This is a genomic window from Streptomyces sp. NPDC048696 (assembly GCF_043198895.1).
Classification (GTDB): domain Bacteria; phylum Actinomycetota; class Actinomycetes; order Streptomycetales; family Streptomycetaceae; genus Streptomyces.
On sequence record NZ_JBICVJ010000005.1, the window covers coordinates 219,366 to 240,580 of the forward strand.

The window sequence follows — 21,215 nt, forward strand, 5'->3', positions numbered from 1 at the left end:
GGTGGTTCAGCGGGCTGTCGTACGGTCCTCGATCACCCGGGTGATGACGTCGAGGGCGGCCGACGCGGTCATCCCCAGATGGGTGCAGTCCACGTCGAACTCATGGATCTCGCCCGTCACATGGGCGTCCCAGGCCTTGACGGCGTACGGGCCGTCGCCCCGCGCGGAGCGGAACGCCAGCACGTCACCGTCGAAGACGCCGGGCACGAACTCCCCGGCGATCCTGCGGTTGTTGGCGGCGACCCGGTGCAGCGCCTCGATGCCCTGCTCGCCCAGGTCGGCCAGCGGACTGTCGTGCTCGCGCAGCAGGGCGGCGACCTCGGCCGCCGTCAGCGGACCGGTGCGGCCGTCGCGGGCCGCCGGGCCGAGCGCGTCGGCGAGCACGGACAGGATCTCCTGCCGCAGATCGCCCTCCGGCGCGCCCTCGGGCCCCTCCGCCTGCGCGGGATAGGAGTCGAGCAGCGCGAGCAGTTCGACCTCGGCGCCCTCGCTCTGCAGCCGGGCGGCGATCTCGTGCGCCACCAGACCGCCGAACGACCAGCCGATCAGGCGGTACGGGCCCTCCGGCCGCACCTCCCGGATGCGGGCGGCGTAGTCCGCGGCCATCGCGGGCAGATCGGCGGCGCAGGCGTCGTCGGGGTTCAGGCCGCGCGCCTGGAGGGCGTACACCCCGGCGTCGGGCCCCAGGCGGGTGATGAAGCCGGTGTAGCACCAGCCGATCCCGACGACCGGGTGGATCAGGAAGTACGGGGTGCCGCCGCGCCCGGCGCGCAGCCGCAGCATCGTCTCGAACGGGTCGTCGTCCCCGCCGTCCCCGCCGTCCTCCTGCAGCCGCCGGGCCAGGCCCGCGACCGTCGGGGCCTCGAAGACGCTGCGGATCGAGGTGGCGGTGCCCAGCTCGGCGCGGACCCGGTTGACCAGGCGGGTGGCGAGCAGCGAGTGGCCGCCCAGCTCGAAGAAGTCGTCGTCGATGCCGACCGAGTCCACGCCGAGCACCTCGGCGAACAGGCCGCACAGCGCCTCCTCGCGGGCGGTGCGCGGGGCCCGGCCGCCGGTGGTGCGGCCCGCCGTGGCGTCCGGGGCGGGCAGCGCCTTGCGGTCCAGCTTGCCGTTCGGGGTGAGCGGCAGCGCGGGCAGCTCCATGACGATCGCGGGCACCATGTACTCCGGCAGCCGTCCGCGCGTGTGGGCCCGCAACGCCTCGGGGTCGAGGGCGGATTCCGCCCGCCCCGGCACGACGTAGGCGACGATGCGCTTGTCGCCGGGCCGGTCCTCGCGGACCACGACCGCCGCCTGGGCGACCGCCTCGTGCGCGGTCAACGCCGTCTCGATCTCGCCGAGTTCGATGCGGTGGCCCCGGACCTTGACCTGGTGGTCGGTGCGGCTCAGGTACTCCAGCTCGCCGTCCGCGCGCCACCGCACCAGGTCGCCGGTGCGGTACATCCGCGTCCCGGCCGGGCCGTGCGGGTCCGCCACGAAGCGGTTCGCGGTGAGGCCCGGCTGATCCAGATAGCCCCGGGCCAGCCCCTCACCGGCCAGATACAGCTCACCGGGCACCCCGGGGAGCACCGGGCGCAGCGCGCTGTCGAGCACATAGGCGCGGGTGTTGCGGATGGGGCGGCCGATGGTGGGCCCGCCCTCGGCCCCGGCGTCCAGGGTCACGGCGGTCGACCACACGGTGGTCTCGGTGGGGCCGTACAGGTTGGTGGCCTGCGCACCGGTCCGCGCCATGCGCTCGGCGAGCGCGGTCGGCAGCGCCTCGCCGCCGACCAGCATCCGCAGCCCCTCGGCGGCCGACGCCCGCTCGGAGAGCAGCGAGTGCCACAGCGTGGGCGTGGCCTGCATGATCGTGGCGCCGCTCGCGGCGATCAGCTCGGCGAGCGCCGCGGGGTCCAGGACGGTGTCCCGGTCGGCGACCACCACGCTCGCCCCGGCGAGCAGCGGCAGATGCAGCTCCAGGGCGTGGATGTCGAAGGCGACGGTGGTCACCGCGAGCATCCGGTCGGCGGCGGTGAGCGGGAACCGCTCGCCCATCGCGGTGAGGAAGTTGAGCAGGGAGCGGTGCTCGACGACGACGCCCTTGGGCGCGCCGGTGGAGCCCGAGGTGTAGATCACGTACGCCGGGTGCTCGGGCCGCAGCGGACCCTTGCGCTCCCCGTCACTCAGATCCCGTCCATCCGACTCCCGTATCTCCGCGGCGAGTTCAGGATCATCGAGACAGTGGACGGCCGGGCCTTCGGGCAGCCGGGCCAAGCCGTCGAGCGTGGTCAGTACGGCCGCCGGGCGGGCGCCGGACAGGATGGCCTCGACGCGGTCCTTCGGGTGGCCGAGGTCGACCGGCAGATAGGCGGCGCCCGTCTTCAGGACGGCCAGCATGGCGACGACCAGGCGCGGCGAGCGCGGCAGGGCGAGCGCGACGACCGTCTCGGGACCGGCGCCCCGGGCCACCAGGAACCGCGCCAGCCGGTTGGCCTCGGCGTTCAGCTCCGCGTACGTGATCACGGACCCGTCCTGCCAGAGGGCCGCGGCCTGCGGGGCGGCCTGCGCCCGCTCCTCGAAGAGGGCGGGCCAGCACCGCGCCGAGGGTTCGGCGGCGGTGTCGTTCCACTCCTCAAGAATCCGCCGCCGCTCGGCCGCGTCGAGTACGTCCGTGTGCGCGGCCGGCCGGTCCGGCGCCTCCACCAGGGACCGCAGGACGGTACGCAGCCGGTCGGCCCAGCCGAGCACCGTCTCACCGGTGAACAGGTCGGGCCGGTAGGTCAGGCGCAGCCGGAGCGTGGCGCCCGGCAGCACGGTGAGGGTCAGCGGGTAGTGGGCGGCGCCGCTGCCTTCGGTGCCCGCGATCTCCAGGCCCTGGTAGGCGGGCTTGCCGTCGCCGGTCGGGGCCGGGTAGTTCTCGAACACGTACAGCGTGTCGAAGAGTTCGCCGCCCGTCCCGGCGAGCTGCTGGATCTCGCCGAGGCCCATGTATTCGTACGCGGCCAGGGCCGAGCGCTCGTCCTGGAGGCGGGTCATCAGCGCGATCGCGGACTCGGCGGGGTCCATCCGCACGCGCACCGGGACCGTGTTGGCGAACAGGCCGATCATCGACTCGACACCGGCGAGCTCGGGCGGGCGGCCCGAGACGGTGGCGCCGAAGACGACGTCGTCGCGGCCGGTGAGCGCGCCGAGCACCTGCGCCCAGGCGCCCTGCACCACGGTGTTCAGGGTGAGCCCACGGGTACGGGCCAACTCGGCGAGGCGCGCGGTGAGTTCCGCGTCCAGCCCGGCCTCGGTCTCCTCGGGCACCACCGTCTCGCGGCCCGCGCCGACCGGTCCGAGCAGCGTCGGCTCCTCCAGGCCCGCGAGGTGGCCCCGCCACGCCGACTCGGCGTCCGCGCGGTCGCGGCCCGAGAGCCAGCGCAGATAGTCGCGGTAGGGCTGGACCGGCGGCAGCGTGTGGTCGGCGCCGTCGTGCGCGTACATGGTGAACAGCTCGTGCAGCAGCAGCGGCACCGACCAGCCGTCGAGCAGGATGTGATGGCTCGTCAGGACGAAGCGGTGCTCGTCCGCGCCGAGCCGGACCAGGCGGCAGCGGATCAGCGGCGGCTTGCGCAGGTCGAAGCGGGTGGCACGGTCGTCCGCAAGCACCTCGGCCAGCCGCGCCTCGCGTTCGGCCGGGGCCAGCGCGGACAGGTCGATCTCCTGCCAGGGCACCGGCACCCGGTCCGGCACCACCTGGACGGACTCGCCGTTCTTGCGCTGGCGGAAGGCGCCGCGCAGATTGCCGTGCCGGCGCAGCAGCCCGTCGGCCGCCCGGCGCAGGGCGCCCGCGTCCAGGGCGCCGCGCAGGTCGAACACGAACTGGAGGTGGTAGACGTCGGCGCCCCGCTCGTCGTAGAGCGAGTGGAACAGGAAACCCTCCTGCAGGGCCGTCAGCGGCAGCACGTCTTCGATGCGTGCCTTGGCGCGCGTCATTCCTGGTCCCCGTCCTCGAATATGAAGTCATCGCCGAAATCGTCGAAATCACCGAACTCGTCCTCGAACGCGTCGATCTCGTCCTGGTCCAGTCGGACCAGTTCGAAGTCGGACGCGGTCGCGCCGCCCGCGTCGGCCCGTTCGGCATGCCGGGCCATCGCGGTGAGGGCGCGCACCCAGGCGTCCGCGACAGCGGACACCTCGGCCTCGGTCAACACGCCGTCCGGCCACGTCCATACGGCGCGCAGCTCGGCGCCGTCGGCCGTGGGCCGGGTCATCGCGTTGACCGTGAGCGGGTTGCGCAGCGGCATCGCGGTCACCGGCAGGGTGTCCGCGCCGCCGTCCTGGACCGCCTCCGGGGCCAGGCCCCAGTCGGCGGAGCGGCCCGAACCGTCGAACCTGCCCAGGTAGTTGAAGCCGATCTGCGGCAGCGGCAGGGCCGCCATCGCCGGTGCCGTCTGCGGGTTGAGATAGCGCAGCAGACCGTGGCCGAGCCCCTGGTCCGGCACCGCCCGCAGCTGCTCCTTGGCCCGCTTGAGCACATCGCCGACGGCCGGGCCCGCCTGCCACAGGTCGTCCCAGTCCACCGCGCCCGGTTCGATCCGTACCGGGTGGACGCTGGTGAACCAGCCGAGCGTGCGGGACAGGTCGACCCCGTCCACCAGCTCCTCGTGCCGGCCGTGGCCCTCGACCTCGACGAGCACCGGCTCGCCCTGCGGCCGGTCGCGGCCGGACAGCGACGCCAGGGCCAGCGCGGTCAGCAGCACGTCGTTGACGCCCGCGTTGAAGGCGGCGGGCACCCGGGTGAGGACCGCCTCGGTCACGCTCGCGGGCAGCGAGACGGTGAGCGAGCGGGCGCTCGCGGTGGTGTCCCGCTCCGGGTCGAGCTCCCGGCTGCCGAGCGGCTGCTCGGGCCGGTCGTGGAGCCCGGTCCAGAAGGCGAGTTCGGCCGTACGGGACGGCTTGGCGGCCTCCTCGGCGAGCAGGTTCGCCCACCGCCTGAAGGAGGTGCCGACCCGATCGAGGCGGGGTTCGGCGCCCGCGGCCACCGCGCTCCACGCGGTGCTCAGGTCGTGCAGCAGCACCCGCCACGACACCCCGTCCACCGCGAGGTGGTGCACGGTGAGCAGCAGCCGCCCGGACGTCCCGTCGCCCGCGTCGAACCAGACCGCCTGGAAGATCACACCGTCCGCCGGCGCGAGCCGCTCGCCCGCGGCGACGGCCTCCTTGGCCATCAGGGCGCGGGCCGAGGCCTCGTCCATGCCGGTCAGGTCGACCCGGCGCAGACAGTCGGCGGCGGACACCTCCCCGACGGGCCGGACCCTCAACCGCCAGTCGCCGTCCATGACTTCGAGGCGCAGGACGTCGTGGTGGTCGACGGCGGCCTGGAGGGTCGCCGCGAGCCCCGTCTCGGTGAGCGCGGCCGGGACCTGGAGGAGCACCGACTGGAGCAGCCCGTCGAGGTCGCCGCCGCGCGCCCGCAGATCGTGCACGACCGGCGTGAGCGGCACCTCGCCTTCGCCGTCGTCGGCCGGGGCCGACTCGGGCGCGGTGACCTCACCGGCCACCGCCGCGAGCTCGGCCAGTGTGCGGGTGCGGAAGACGTCCTTCGGGGCGAGTTCGAGACCGGCCGCGCGGGCCCGGCTGGCCAGTTGGATGGAGCCGATGCTGTCGCCGCCGAGCTCGAAGAAGTTGTCCTGGACGCCCACCGTCTCAAGGCCCAGCACCTCGGCCACCAGACGGCACAGCACCTCCTCCTGCCCGGTGCGCGGGGCGCCGCCGGTCCCGGACTCGGACTTGAAGACGGGCGCGGGCAGCTTGGCCCGGTCGAGCTTGCCGTTGGGGGTCAGCGGCAGCTCGTCGAGCGCCACGACCGCCGCCGGGACCATGTACTCGGGCAGGACACCGGCCGCGTGCGCGCGCAGTTCGGCCGCGTCCACGCCACCGGCGGCGTCCGCCGGTACGACATAGGCGACGAGCCGCTTGTCGCCCGGCCGGTCCTCGCGGACGACGACCGCGCTCTGCGCGACCGTGGCGTGCCGGGTGAGCACCGCCTCGACCTCGCCGGGCTCGATACGGAAGCCGCGCACCTTGACCTGGTCGTCGGCGCGGCCGATGAACTCCAGGGAGCCGTCGTGGCGCCAGCGCGCCAGGTCGCCGGTGCGGTACATCCGCGAGCCCGCGACCCCGTACGGATCGGCCACGAACCGCTCACCGGTCAGTGCGGCCCGGTCGAGATAGCCGCGGGCCAGGCCCGCGCCCGCGATGTACAGCTCGCCGACCGCACCGACCGGCACCGGCGCGAGCGCCGCGTCCAGCACATAGGTGCGGGTGTTGGCCATCGGGCGGCCGATCGGCAGCCGGTCGCCCAGCTCGTCGGCCGCGCCCACCAGGTGGTTGGTGGCGCACAGGGTGATCTCGGTGGGCCCGTACAGATGCCGTACGACGACGTGCGGCGCGGCGCGCAGCACGCTCTCCACGGCCGCCACCGACACCACGTCACCGCCGGTGAGGATCTCCTTGACGCCGCCGAGGGCGTCGCCCAGGTCGTCGGCGACGACCCGGAAGAGACCGGCGGTGAAGTGCACGCCGGTGATGGACTCGTCGACGATCAGCCGCTTGAGCTCGGCGATGTCCAGCTCACCGGGCGGCGCCAGCACGACTCGGCCGCCCGCGAGCAGCGGCACCCACAGCTCGTAGTTGGAGATGTCGAAGGCGTACGGGGCGTGCATCAGCACCTGCTGATGGCGCTCCCCCTCGGCCCAGGACGGGTCCAGGGCGAGTTCGAGCAGCGCGCGGTGGCTGATCGCGATGCCCTTGGGCTTACCGGTCGAGCCGGAGGTGTGCATCACGTACGCGAGCGCGTCCGGCCGCACGGGCGACACGTCCGGGGCGGTGGCGGTCGGCTCGGCCTCCTCGGCGAGGACCACGTGCTCGGCGTTGTCGGGCAGCCCGCGCTCGCGCCAGGCGCGGTCCGTGACCAGGACGCGAGCGCCGGACCCGGTCAGCACCTCCCGCATGCGCTCGTCCGGGTAGCTCTCGTGCAGCGGGGCGTAGGCGGCGCCCGCCTTGAGGATGCCGAGCAGCGCGACCACCAGATCGGCGGAACGTTCCAGCAGGACGGCCACGCGGTCCTCGGGGCGCACCCCGAGGCCGACCAGGCGGTGCGCGAGCCCGTTGGCCCGGCGGTCGAGCTCGCCGTAGGTCAGATGCAGCGGGCCGGAGGTGACGGCGACCGCGTCGGGGCGCAGCCGCGCCAGCTCCTCGAAGGTGGCGTGCACGGTCGAGTCGAGCCCCGCGACCGCCGCTTCGGTGGCGTTCCACGCGGTGAGCACCTGGTGGCGCTCGTCGGCGCCGAGGATGTCGACGAGGGCGAGCGGCCGGTCCGGGTCGGTGACGGCCGCGTGCAGCAGCCGCCCGAGCCGGGCCGCGATGAGCTCCGCGCTCGCGTGGTCGAACAGGTCGGTGCTGTATTCGAGCATGCCCCGGATGCCGTCCGCGTCCGCGCCCTCCTGAAGGCTCAGGGAGAGGTCGAACTTGGCGACGCCGATGTCGACCGGCTCGGCCCCGATGGTGAGTCCGGGCAGTTCGAGGGAGACCTCGGGCGTGTTCTGGAAGGCGAGCAGCACCTGGAAGAGCGGATGCCGGGCCCGGGAACGAGCCGGGTTGACCAGCTCGACCAACCGCTCGAACGGCACGTCCTGATGCGCGTACGCCGCCAGATCCGCCGTCCGCACCCGCGAGACCAGCTCACGGAACGTCGGCTGACCCGACACATCCGTACGCAACACCAGCGTGTTCGTGAAGAACCCGATCAGGTCATCGAGGGCTTCATCGGTGCGTCCGGCGATCGGGCTGCCGATCGGGATGTCCTCACCGGCGCCCAAGCGGTTGAGTAGGGCCGCGAGGGCCGCCTGGACCACCATGAACACGGACGTGGACGACTCACGGGCGAACTCCACCAGCTCGCGGTGCAGTTCCGCGTCCCAGTCGACAGCCACCCGGCCGCCGACATGGCTCGACTCGGCCGGGCGCGGCCGGTCCGTGGGGAGCTCCAGCTCATCGGGAAGACCGGCCAACGCGTCTCGCCAGAAGGCGAGTTGACCGTGCGCGAGACTGTCGGGCTCGCTCTCGTCGCCGAGCAGGTCGCGCTGCCACAGCGCGTAGTCCGCGTACTGCACGGGCAGCGGCCGCCAGTCCGGGGCCCGACCCTCCAGACGGGCCGCGTACGCCGTGCCCAGGTCGCGCGCCAGCGGCGCCATCGACCAGCCGTCGCCCGCGATGTGGTGCAGCGAGATGGCGAGGACGTGGTCGCTCTCGTCGACAGTGAACAGCGAGGCCCGTACGGGTATCTCGCGGGACAGGTCGAAGCCCGCGCTCGCGGCCGACTTCAGGAGGCCGGGCAGCGCCTGCTCGTCGGCGCGTACGAAGGTCAGCGAGAAGGCCGCCTCGGCCGGGGCCAGGATGCGCTGCTCGGCGCGCCCGTCGGATTCGACGAACACGGTACGCAGCGACTCGTGCCGGGTGACGACATCGGCCAGCGCCGCCTGGAGGGCGTCGCCGTCCACGGTGCCGGTCAGCCGCAGCACGACGGGCATGTTGTAGAGCGCGTCCGCGTCATGGAGTTGGCTCAGCATCCACAGGCGGTGCTGGGCGAAGGAGAGCGGCAGCGGGTCGGGCCGGTCCTTCGGCTCCACCGCCGGGCGGGCCGACTCCGCGTCGGCGCAGGCCACGGCGAGGCCGAGCACGGTCGGGGTCTCGAACAGGGTCGCCAGCGGGAGTTCGACACCGAGCACCGAACGGATCCGGCTCACCAGCCGCGTCGCGAGCAGCGAGTGGCCGCCCAGCTCGAAGAAGCTGTCGTCGATGCCGACCCGGGTCAGACCGAGGACCTCGGCGAACAGGCCGCACAGGACCTCCTCGCGCGGGGTGCGCGGCGCACGGCCCGACACCGCCGTGTCGAAGTCCGGCGCGGGCAGCGCCTCGCGGTGCACCTTGCCGGTCGGCGAGAGCGGGATGGCGGTCATCGCGACGACGGCGGCCGGGACCATGTACTCGGGCAGCGCGCCCGCGACATGCGCCCGCAGCTCGGCCGCGTCGACGCCTCGTACGGAGTCCGCCGGTACGACGTACGCCACGAGACGCTTGTCGCCGGGCCGGTCCTCCCGTACGACGACGGCGGAGTGAGCCACCGACGCGTGGCGGTCGAGTACGGCGGCGATCTCACCCGGCTCGATACGGAAGCCCCGCACCTTCACCTGGTCGTCCGCACGGCCCAGATACTCCAGCTCGCCCTCCGCGTTCCAGCGCACCAGGTCGCCCGTGCGGTACATCCGCTCACCAGGGGCCCCGAACGGGCACGCCACGAAGCGGTCGGCGGTGAGGTCCGGACGGTTCAGATAGCCGAGCGCCACGCCGTCGCCCGCCAGGTAGAGCTCTCCCATGACACCGGCCGGGACCGGCTCAAGGCCCGAACCCAGGACATACGCACGGGTGTTGGGGATGGGGCGGCCGATCGGCGCGGATATGGCGCCGGTCAGCGGGGCGCTGAGGGTGGCGCAGACGGTCGACTCGGTCGGGCCGTAGGCGTTGAGCATGGTCCGGCCCTGCGACCAGCGCGCGGTCACCTCGGGCGGGCACGCCTCGCCACCGGTGATCAGCCCGCGCAGGGTGGGCACGCTCTCCGGGTCCAGGGTCGCCACGAACGCGGGCGGCAGCATGGCGTGCGTGACGCCGGTCTGCGCCATCAGCCGTACGACCGCGTCGCCGATGACCTGCTCCGGGCGCGGCACCACCAGGGTGGCACCGGCCAGCAGGGTCATGACCAGCTCACCGGCCGAGGCGTCGAAGCTGAGCGAGGCGAACTGCAGCACCTTCGACTCGCCGTCCACGCCCAGCGCCTCCTGATGGGAGACAGCGAGGCTGGCCAGACCACGGTGGGTGACCAGGACGCCCTTCGGCTTGCCGGTGGAGCCGGAGGTGTAGACGACGTACGCGGGGTGGCCGGTGCGCAGCGGGGAGATCCGGTCCGCGTCGGTGAGGTCCGCGTCCGACGCCGTCGCGGTGAACTCCGGGTCGTCCAGGCGCCAGCGCGGCACGCTGTCGGGCACCCGGTGGCCCGCGTCGCCGACGGTGAGCAGGCCCAGGGGCGCGGCGTCCGCGCACATGTAGGCGGCGCGCTCGGCCGGGTAGTCCGGGTCGATGTTCAGATAGGCCGCGCCCGCCTTGACCACGGCGAGGGCGGCGAGCACCAGCTCGGCCGACCGGGGCAGGGCAAGGGCGACCACGGTGTCCGGCCGTACGCCCTGGGCGACCAGGCGCCGGGCGAGCCGGTTGGCACGGGCGTTCAGCTCGGCGTAGCTCAGCGCCTCGCCGTCGTGCAGCACGGCCGTCGCCTCGGGGGTGCGGGCGACCTGCGCCTCGAACAGCTCGGGCAGCGTCGCCGGGGCTATGGACGCGCCGTTGGTGTTCCAGTCGGTGAGGACGCGCTGCCGCTCGTCCGCGTCGAGCACGTCGACGCGGCTGACCGGGCGGTCCGGGTCGCCGACGACCGCGTGCAGCAGGCTGTGCAGCCGCCGTGCCAGGCCGGTGGCGGTGTCCGTGTCGAACAGGTCGCCGCTGAATTCGAGGACGCCGTTCATACCGGTCGCGACCCCGGCCTCGTCGGCCTGCTCGCGCAGGCTGAAGACCAGGTCGAACTTGGCGACGTCCGTGCCGACCGGCTCGGCCCCGATGGTGAGGCCGGGCAGTTCGAGGTGGACCTCGGGCGTGTTCTGGAAGACCAGCATGACCTGGAAGAGCGGGTGCCGGGCCCGGGAACGGGCCGGGTTGACCAGCTCGACCAGCCGCTCGAACGGCACGTCCTGATGCGCGTACGCCGCCAGATCAGCCGTCCGCACCCGCGAAACCAGCTCACGGAACGTCGGCTGCCCGGACACATCGGTGCGCAGCACCAGCGTGTTCGTGAAGAACCCGACGAGGTCGTCGAGCGCTTCGTCCGTACGCCCCGCGATCGGGGTGCCGATCGGGATGTCCTCGCCCGCCCCGAGCCGGTTCAGGAGCGCGGCCAGAGCGGCCTGGACGACCATGAACACCGAGGACGACGACTCCCGGGCGAACTCCACCAGCTCGCGGTGCAGCTCGGCGTCGAACGCGAACGGGACCATGCCGCCCCGGTGGCTGGCGACGGCGGGGCGGGTGCGGTCGGTCGGCAGGTCGAGCTCTTCGGGCAGGGCCGCCAACGCGCCCTGCCAGAAGGCGAGTTGGTCGTGCGCGAGGCTGTCGGGATCGCTCTCGTCGCCGAGCAGGTCGCGCTGCCACAGCGCGTAGTCCGCGTACTGCACGGGCAGCGGCCGCCAGTCCGGGGTGCGGCCGTCGCACCGGGCCGCGTACGCCGTACCCAGGTCGCGGGCCAGCGGCGCCATCGACCAGCCGTCGCCCGCGATGTGGTGCAGCGATACGAGCAGTACGTGCTCGGCCTCGCCCAGCGCGAACAGGAACGCCTTCAGGGGGATGTCGGTGGACAGGTCGAAGCCCGTCTTGACGGCCGCGTCGAGGAGCGCGGGGAGCGCCTGCTCATCGGTGTCCGTGACCGGCAGCGGCACCTCGCAGGAGCCGAGCACGACCTGACGCGCCTCGCCGTCCACGTCCGGGAACACCGTACGCAGGGACTCGTGGCGATGGACGACATCGGCCAGGGCCGACTCCAGGGCGCCACGGTCGAGTTCACCCGTGAGCCGGAGCACCATCGGCATGTTGTAGAGCGCGTCCACGCTCTCCAGACGGTTGAGGAACCAGAGCCGACGCTGGGCGAAGGAGAGCGGCACCGCGTCGGGCCGGTCCATCGGGACCAGCGCGGGGCGTGCCGCGTCCGCGTCCGCCGAGATGGCCGCGAGGCCCGCCACGGTCGGCGTCTCGAACAGCGCCGAAAGCGCCAGCTCGATGCCGAGCACCGAACGGATGCGGCTCACCAGACGCGTGGCCAGCAGCGAATGACCGCCGAGGTCGAAGAAGCTGTCGTCGATGCCGACCCGCTCCACGCCGAGCACTTCGGCGAACAGGCCGCACAGGACCTCCTCGCGCGGGGTGCGCGGCGCACGGCCCGACACCACGGCGTCGAAGTCCGGCGCGGGCAGCGCCTTGCGGTCGAGCTTGCCGTTGGGCGTCAGCGGCAGCGCGTCGAGGGCCACCACGGCGGCCGGGACCATGTACTCGGGCAGCGCGCCCGCGACATGCGCCCGCAGCTCGGCCGCCTCCACACCGCGTACGGAGTCCGCCGGTACGACGTACGCCACCAGGCGCTTGTCCCCCGGCCGGTCCTCCCGTACCACCACGGCGGCCTGCGCCACCGACGGGTGACGGCCCAGGACCGCCGCGATCTCGCCCGGCTCGATGCGGAAGCCCCGCACCTTCACCTGGTCGTCGGCGCGGCCCAGATACTCCAGCTCGCCCTCCGCGTTCCAGCGCACCAGGTCGCCCGTGCGGTACATCCGCTCACCAGGCGCCCCGAACGGGCACGCCACGAAGCGCTCGGACGTCAGGCCCGGGCGGCCCAGGTAGCCGCGTGCCACGCCGCCGCCCGCCACGTACAGCTCGCCGGGCACCCCGGCCGGAACCGGCTGGAGGCCCGAACCCAGCACGTACAGCCGGGTGTTGGCGAGCGGGCGACCGACCGGCAGCGGGCCGGAGGCCGGGGTCGTGCCCGGCTCGACGCGATGTTCGGTGCAGCTGACCGTGGTCTCGGTCGGACCGTAGACATTGCGTACGGTCACGTCCGGGTGGGCGGCGCGCCAGTCGCGCAGCGCCTCGGCGGTCAGCGGCTCGCCCGCGAGCAGCAGGTCGCCCGTGGGCGAGGCGTGCCGGGGCAGGGCCTGGAGGATCGGCAGATGGCTGGGGGTCGCCTTGAGCAGGGTCGGCGCGGTGGCCGGGAGCTCGCTCTCGTCGAGGCGGCCCACGACGACGCAGCCGCCGACGGTGAGCGGCGTCAGGAGCGCGGTGACCGTCATGTCGAAGGACACGGACGAGTGCAGCAGTGCGGACCCGCCCGCGCTCGGGTAGCTCCGGCCGGCCCACTCCAGGTAGTCGACGAGGTTGCGCTGTTCCACCACCACACCCTTGGGCGTGCCGGTGGAGCCCGAGGTGTAGATGACGTACGCCGGGTGGTGCGGCCGCAGCGGACGGACGCGGTCCGCGTCGGTCGGGTTCTCGGCGACGGGGGCGACGGCGTCGGCGAGGACGCGCGCGACCCCGTCGAACTCGGCGCGGCCCTCGACCGCGTCCCGCGTCGTCAGCAGCCGGACGGGCGCGGCGTCGCGCAGCATGTACGCGATGCGGTCGGCCGGGTAGTCGTGGTCGACCGGGAGGTAGGCGGCACCGGACTTGAGGACGCCGAGCAGCGCGGCCAGCAGACGCGGCGAGGGCCGCATGGCCACCGCGACCAGGTCCTCGGGGCCGACGCCCTGCGCGGTCAGCTCCCGCGCCACACCGTTGGCCAGCGCGTTCAGCTCGGCGTAGGTGAGGGTTTCGTCCCCCTGCCGGGCGGCGGGCGCGTCCGGGGTCCGGGCGGCCTGCCCCTCGAAGAGCTCCGGCAACGTGGCGTGGGCCACCGCACTCGCTGTGGCGTTCCACCCCTTCAGGACGCGCTGCCGCTCGTCCGCGCCGAGGAGGTCGACACGGCTGACCGGCCGGTCCGGGTCGGAGAGCAGCGCGCGCAGCATGTGCTCAAGCCGCGCGGCGATCGCCGTGGCGCTCTCGCGGTCGAAGAGGTCGCCGTTGAATTCGAGGGTGCCGCCGATACCGGCCGGGCCCTGGTCGCCGTGCTGCTCCTGGACGTTGAACGACAGGTCGAACTTGGCGACGCCCGTGTCGACCGGTTCGAGACCGATGGTGAGTCCGGGCAGTTCGAGGGAGACCTCGGGCGTGTTCTGGAAGGCGAGAAGCACCTGGAAAAGCGGATGCCGGGCCCGGGAACGAGCCGGATTGACCAGCTCGACCAGCCGCTCGAACGGAACGTCCTGATGCGCGTACGCCGCCAGATCAGCCGTCCGCACCCGCGAGACCAGCTCACGGAAGGTGGGCTGCCCGGACACATCCGTACGCAGTACGAGCGTGTTCGTGAAGAAGCCGATCAGGTCATCGAGGGCTTCATCGGTCCGCCCCGCGATCGGGCTGCCGATCGCGATGTCCTCGCCCGCGCCGAGCCGGTTGAGCAGCGCGGCCAGAGCGGCCTGGACCACCATGAACACCGAGGACGACGACTCGCGGGCGAACTCCGCGATCCCCCGGTGCAGTTCGGCGTCCCAGTCCACCGCCACGCGGCCGCCGGCGTGGCTGGCCACGGCCGGGCGGGGGCGGTCGGTCGGCAGGTTCAGCTCCTCCGGGAGCTCGGCCAACGCCTGCTGCCAGAAGTCGAGTTGGCGCAGCGCCAGGCTGCCCTGCTCGCTCTCGTCGCCGAGCAGGTCGCGCTGCCACAGCGCGTAGTCCGCGTACTGCACGGGCAGCGGCTCCCACTCGGGAGCCCGGCCGTCGAGGCGGGCCGCGTACGCCGTGCCGAGGTCGCGCGCCAGCGGCGCCATCGACCAGCCGTCGCCCGCGATGTGGTGCAGCACCATCAGGAGTACGTGTTCGCTCTCGCCGAGCGAGAAGAGACCGGCTCGCACCGGCAGGTCGCGGGAGAGGTCGAACGGCTGCTTGGCGGCCGCGTCGAGGAGCGCGGGTAGTCCCCGCTTGTCGGTCGCCGTGACCGCCAGCGGCACCTCGCAGGAGCCGAGGACGACCTGGCGCGCCTCGCCGTCCACGTCCGGGAACACCGTCCGCAGCGACTCGTGGCGGCCGACCACATCGCCGAGGGCGGCCCGCAGGGCGTCGGCGTCCACCGTGCCGCGCAGACGCAGCACCAGCGGCATGTTGTAGAGCGCGTCCACGCTCTCCAGGCGGTTGAGGAACCACAGCCGCCGCTGGGCGAAGGACAGCGGCACCGACTCGGGCCGCTCGCGCGAGACCAGCGCGGGGCGCGCGGACTCCGCCTCGTCGGCCGTCCCGGCCAGACCCGCGACCGTCGGCGTCTCGAACAGCGCCGAAAGCGCCAGCTCCACGCCGAGCACCGAACGGATGCGGCTCACCAGGCGCGTCGCGAGCAGCGAGTGGCCGCCCAGCTCGAAGAAGCTGTCGTCGATGCCGACCCGGTCGACACCGAGCACTTCGGCGAACAGGCCGCACAGGACCTCCTCGCGCGGGGTGCGCGGCGCACGGCCCGACACCGCCATGTCGAAGTCCGGCGCGGGCAGACCCTTGCGGTCCAGCTTGCCGTTGGGCGTCAGCGGCAGCGCGTCGAGGCTCACCACGGCCGCCGGAACCATGTACTCCGGCAGCACCCGGGCCACCTGCGCCCGCAGCTCGGCCGCGTCCACACCGTGTGCGGAGTCCGTCGGCACGACGTACGCCACCAGCTGGCCGGGGCGGTCCGCCCGGGTCACCACGGCGGCCTGGGCGACGCCCGGCCGCGCGGCCAGCACGGACTCGATCTCGCCGAGCTCCACCCGGTGGCCACGGATCTTGACCTGCTCGTCGGCCCGGCCCAGGTACTCCAGGGTGCCGTCGGCCCGGCGCCTGGCCAGGTCGCCGGAGCGGTACATCCGCTCACCCGGCGCGCCGAACGGGCACGCCACGAAGCGCTCGGCCGTCAGACCCGCGCGGCCCAGATAGCCGCGCGCCACACCGTCGCCCGCGAGATAGAGCTCTCCCGCGACACCCACCGGAACGGGCCGCAGCCGCTCGTCCAGGACGTACGCGCTCATGTTGGTGACCGGCGTGCCGATCGGCGGCCGCTGGTCACCGCAGAGCGCGCCGCTCATGGTGACGCACACGGTGATCTCGGTCGGGCCGTACGCGTTGATCATCCGGCGGCCGGGGGACCAGCGGGCCACCAGCTCTCCGGAGGAGGCCTCGCCGCCGACGAGCAGGGTGCGGACCGTGGGCAGGTCGGAGGGCGCCAGCACGTCGAGCACGGACGGCGGCAGCAGCAGATGGCTGACCTGGTGCCGCGCGGCCAGCTCCACCAGCGGGGCGCCGGGCCGCAGTTGATCCGGTGAGGCGAGGACCAGGGTGGCGCCGGAGAGCAGCGCCATGGCGAACTCCCAGAACGCCGCGTCGAAGCTCAGCGAGGCGAACTGGAGCACCCGGTCACCGGGTCCCACCTCCAGGAGCCCGTCGGCGTCCAGGAGTCCGGCGACACCGGTGTGGGTGCACACCACACCCTTGGGGCGGCCGCTGGAGCCCGAGGTGTAGATGATGTAGGCCGCGTGGGCGGCCAGGAGCGGACTGCGGCGTTCGGCGTCGGTGACGTCGTGCGACGGGAGGCCGGACGCGGCTTCCTGGTCCAGCTCCAGGTACGCGATACCGCCCGGCAGCCCGGCCGTCGCGCCCTGGGCGACCAGGGTGAGGGTGGGCCGCCCGTCGGTGAGCAGATACGCGATGCGCTCGGCCGGATAGGCGGGGTCGACCGGAAGATAGGCGGCGCCGGCCTTGAGCGCGGCGAGCACCGCGACGGGCAGTTCGGCCGAGCGCGGCAGCATCAGCGCCACCGTGTCCTCGGGGCCGATGCCCCGCCGGATCAGCAGCCGGGCCAGCCGGTTGGCGCGGCTGTTCAGCTCCTCGTACGAAAGGATGCTCTCCCCGAAGACGACGGCGGGCGCGTCCGGGGCGGCGGCTGCCCGCGCCTCGAACAGCTCGGGGATGGTGAGCGCCGGGAGGTCCTTGCGGGTGTCGTTCCACCCGGTGGTCAGCTGGGCGTGCTCGGCGTCCGTCAGCAACTCCAGGTCGCCGATGGGCAGTTCGGGCGTGGCGGCCGCGGCCAGGAGCAGGCGCGTCAGGCGGGCCGTCAGCAGCTCGACGGTGTCCCGGTCGAACAGGTCGGTGCTGTACTCGACGAAGCCTTCCAGGCCCGCCGGGGAGCCGTCGGCGCCGCGCGTCTCGGTGAGGCTGAGCGACAGGTCGAACTTGGAGCCACCGGGGTGGACCCCGTACCGGTCGAGCTCCAGGCCCGGCAGCTCCATCGTGGAGCCCGGGGTGTTCTGGAGGGCGAGCAGGATCTGCACCAGGGGCTGCCGATTGGCGGAGCGCAGCGGGTTCAGCACCTCGACCAGGCGCTCGAACGGCAGGTCCTGGTGGGCGTAGGCGGCCAGGTCGGCGGCGCGCACCCGGTCGACGAGCTCGGCGAAGCCGGGGTTGCCGGAGGTGTCGGTGCGCAGCACCAGGGTGTTGACGAAGAAGCCGACCAGATCGTCCAGGGCTTCGTCGGTGCGTCCGGCGATGGGGCTGCCGACGGGGATGTCGTCGCCCGCCCCGAGCCGGGTGAGCAGGGCGGCGAGACCGGCCTGGAGCACCATGTAGAGGGTGGCGCGGCGCTCCGAGGCGAGGTTCAGCAGAGCCCGGTGGAGCTCCGCGTCGAGGCGGACGGGCAGGGCCGCGCCCCGGTGGCTGGCGACGGCCGGGCGAGGCCGGTCGGCGGGCAGGTCGAGCTCCTGCGGCAGCGCCGCCAACGCGCTCTTCCAGTACGTCAGTTGCTCGTGCGCGAGGCTCGCCGGGTCGCTCTCGTCGCCGAGGAGTTCACGCTGCCACAGCGCGTAGTCCGCGTACTGCACCGGCAGCGGCTCCCACTCGGGAGCCCGGCCGTCGACGCGGGCCGTGTACGCGGCGGCCAGGTCCTGCGCCAGCGGCGCCATGGACCATTCGTCACCGGCTATGTGGTGCAGCACCAGGGCGAGCACGTGCTCGCGCGCGCCGAGCGAGAAGAGGGTGGCGCGCACCGGGATCTCGCGGGCCAGGTCGAAGACCGTGGCCGCCGCCGCGTCGAGCAGCGCGGGCAGCGCCTCCTCGTCGGTGTCCACGACCGGGACCGGCACCTCGCGGGAGCCGAGCACGACCTGGCGCGCCTCGCCGTCCACGTCCGGGAACACCGTGCGCAGCGACTCATGGCGCCCGACCACATCGGCGAGCGCCGACTCCAGGGCGCCCCGGTCGAGTGCACCGGTGAGCCGCAGGGCCAGCGGCATGTTGTACGTCGAGCCGCCGCCCTCCACCTGGTCGAGGAACCACAGCCGCTGCTGGGCGAAGGAGAGCGGAACGGCGTCCGGCCGCCGCATCGGTACGAGCGCGGGCCGTACGGACGGGGCCTCGGCGAGCTGGGAGGCGAGCCCCGCGACGGTCGGCGACTCGAAGAGCGTGCCCAGCTGGACCTCGGTGCCGAGTTCGGCGCGTACGCGCACGGCGAGGCGGGTGGCGAGCAGCGAGTGGCCGCCGAGGTCGAAGAAGCTGTCGTCGATGCCGACCCGCTCCACGCCCAGGACCTCGGCGAAGAGCCCGCACAGGATTTCCTCCCGCGCGTCGCGCGGCGCGCGGCCCGCGTCGTCGCCCTCGAACGTCGGGGCGGGCAGGGCGCGTTGGTCCAGCTTGCCGTTGGGGGTGAGCGGCAGCGCGTCCAGGGCCACCACGGCGGCGGGCACCATGTACGAGGGCAGCGACTCGCCCGCGTACGCGCGCAGCTCCGCCGGGTCCAGCGCGTCCTCGCGCAACACGGCGTAGGCGACGAGGCGCTTGTCGCCGGGCCGGTCCTCGCGGACGACGACCGCGACCTGGGCGACCTTCGGGTGGCGCGCGAGCACGGACTCGATCTCGCCGAGCTCGATGCGGAAGCCGCGGATCTTCACCTGCTGGTCGGCGCGGCCCTCGTAGGCGAGCAGTCCGTCGGCCGTCCAGCGGGCCAGGTCGCCGGTGCGGTACATCCGGCTGCCCGCCGGGCCGTACGGGTTGGCCACGAAGCGGTCGGCGGTCAGGCCCGGCCGGTTCAGATAGCCCCGGGCCAGACCGTCACCGGCCACGTACAACTCGCCGGTCGCGCCGGGCGGGACCGGGCGCAGGGCGGCGTCCAGGACGTAGGCGCGCAGGTCGGCGAGGGCGGGGCCGACGGTGCTGCCGTTGTCGCTCGCCGCGCTCTCGCGGGTGAACGCCTGCTGGGTGACGTGCACGGTCGTCTCGGTGATGCCGTACATGTTGACCAGCGTCGGCCGGTCGTCGGGGTGCCGGTCGTACCACTCGCCGAGCCGCCCCGGGGCCAGCGCCTCGCCGCCGAAGATCACGTAACGCAGGGCGAGTTCACTGTCGGGGTGGCGCTGATCGGCCTGGATGAGCTGGTAGAACGCCGACGGGGTCTGGTTGAGGACCGTGGCGCGCTGCTCGGCGAGGAGCGCGCGGAACGCCTCGGGCGAGCGCGAGACGGTGTGCGGCACGACGACCAGGCGGCCGCCGTACAGCAGCGCGCCCCACAGCTCCCACACCGAGAAGTCGAAGGCGTACGAGTGGAACAGCGTCCACACGTCCTGCTCGCCGAAGCCGAACCGGTCGGCGGTGGCGGAGAAGAGGCGGGTGACGTTGGAGTGCGGGATCACCACACCCTTCGGGCGGCCCGTGGAGCCGGACGTGAAGATCACATACGCGGGGTGGTCGGCCCGCAGCGGCGTGGTGCGGTCGGCGTCGGTGGGGTCGGCGGACGTGCCCTCGTGCCGGGCGGCGGCCACGGACTCGACGCCGTCCAGGACGAGTACGGGACCGGCCTCCTCCAGCACGGCGGCGCGGCGCGCGGCGGGCGCGTCCGGGTCGACGGGCAGATATCCGGCGCCGGACTTGAGTACGGCGAGGACCGCGACCACGAGCTCGGCGGAGCGCGGCAGGACCAAGCCGACCAGCCGCTCGGGCCCGGCTCCCCGGGCGATCAGGTGGTGGGCGAGCCGGTTGGCCCAGGCGTTGAGCTCGCCGTACGTCAGGGTCGTGCCCTCGTACACCACCGCGACCGCGTCCGGGGTGCGGCGGGCCTGCGCCTCGAACCAGGACGGGATGGTGCCCGCGTCGAGATCGGTGGCCGTGGGGTTCCACTCGGTCAGGACGCGGTGGCGCTCGTCCTCGGCCATGACGTCGACCGAGCCGATCGCCCGCGCGGGGTCGGCGGTCAGGGCGCGCAGATAGGCGACGAAGCGGCGGCCGTGGCCGTCGATGTCCTCGGCGCCGTACGCGGCGGTGTTGCCCGCGATGCGCACGCCGATGCCGTCGTCGCCGGAGCCGCCCTCGAAGACGATCACCAGGTCGTCGACGGGACCGCTGGGCATGCCGTGCGCGGCCGCCGTGCACGGGCCGAACCGCAGCCCCTCGTCCAGCGGCAGGAAGTTGATGGACGGGCCGAACATACGGCGCGAGTGGCCGCCGAGCCCGAGGTCCTTGCGCAGGTCCTCGCCCCGGTAGCGCTGGTGGCGCAGCAGGCCCCGCATCTCCTGGCCGACGTGCCGGTGCAGATCGAGGAAGGACATCTCGGGGCGTACGGCCAGGCGCAGCGGCAGGACGTTGGAGGCCATGCCGGGGGTCGCCTGGGTGACAGAGGTCAGGCGGCCGGTGACGGGGAAGCCGAGGACGACGTCGGCCGCGCGGGTGAAGTGGCGCAGATACGCGGCCGCGGCGGCGGTGAGGGTGACCTGCCAGGTCGAGCGCGCCTCGCGGGCGAGGCGCTTGATCTCGGCGAAGTACTCCGGTTCCAGCCATGCCTCGTACCGCTTGGACTCGGCCCACAGGCCGGTGGCGCGGTCGGGGAGATTCAGGATCTCCGGGTCGTCGCCGAACCGTTCGAGCCAGTAGTCGTGGTCCCGGGTACTGCGTTCGCTCTCGGTGTACTTCTCGTGCTCGGCGACGAACTCGGCGAGCGGCGAGAACGAAGTGAGGGGAATCTCTTCTTCCGCAACGAGCGCGCTGTAGCAGTCGGCGACACGCTGCACGAGGAGGTTGAACGCATACGCGTCACAGACGATGTGATGCGTCCTCATGTACCAGAAGAAGCGGTCCGGGGCGACCTTGAACAGCATCTGCACGAAGAGCGGGCCGTTTTGCAGGTCAAAGGGCCGGTCGAGGTCTTCCTGCATGGCCGCGAAGGCCGCCGCACGCGGGTCGCTCTCGCCTGTCAGGTCCACGTGGGGCAGCGGCCAGTCGCGCCAGTCGCGCACCGACTGCCGTGGTACGCCGTCCACTTCGGTGAAGGTGGCCCGCAGCGCCTCGGCCTCGTCGATCGCCCGGCGCAGCGCGCTCTCGAACAATTCCGGGACGAACGTCCCGTGAATTTCCACGTAACCGTTGAGGTTGTAGAGAAGGCTGTCCGGAGCCAGCTTCTGGGCGAACCAGACGCGCTCCTGCGCCGTCGACAAAGGATGGCCTGCAGACTGCGA

Annotated in this window: 2 protein-coding genes; both read right to left on the reverse strand. The window is 73.4% G+C overall.

Features of this window, described 5'->3' with window-relative positions:
- Positions 1-6: 6 nt before the first annotated feature.
- Complete coding sequence (locus ACGFRG_RS12565; protein ID WP_393263472.1) at positions 7-3,957, reverse strand: amino acid adenylation domain-containing protein; 3,951 nt, start codon at positions 3,955-3,957, stop codon at positions 7-9.
- The gene (locus tag ACGFRG_RS12570) at positions 3,954-21,194 is read right to left on the reverse strand and encodes a non-ribosomal peptide synthase/polyketide synthase (RefSeq protein WP_393263474.1); all 17,241 of its coding nucleotides are present in this window, start codon (positions 21,192-21,194) and stop codon (positions 3,954-3,956) included. Before ACGFRG_RS12570 ends, ACGFRG_RS12565 begins: the two co-directional genes overlap by 4 nt.
- Between the last annotated feature and the right edge of the window lie 21 nt (positions 21,195-21,215).

What these genes read in the sequence shown, in the direction of transcription:
- ACGFRG_RS12565 (WP_393263472.1), bottom strand. Translation starts at nt 3,957, where the DNA reads ATGACGCGCGCCAAGGCACGCATCGAAGACGTGCTGCCGCTGACGGCC.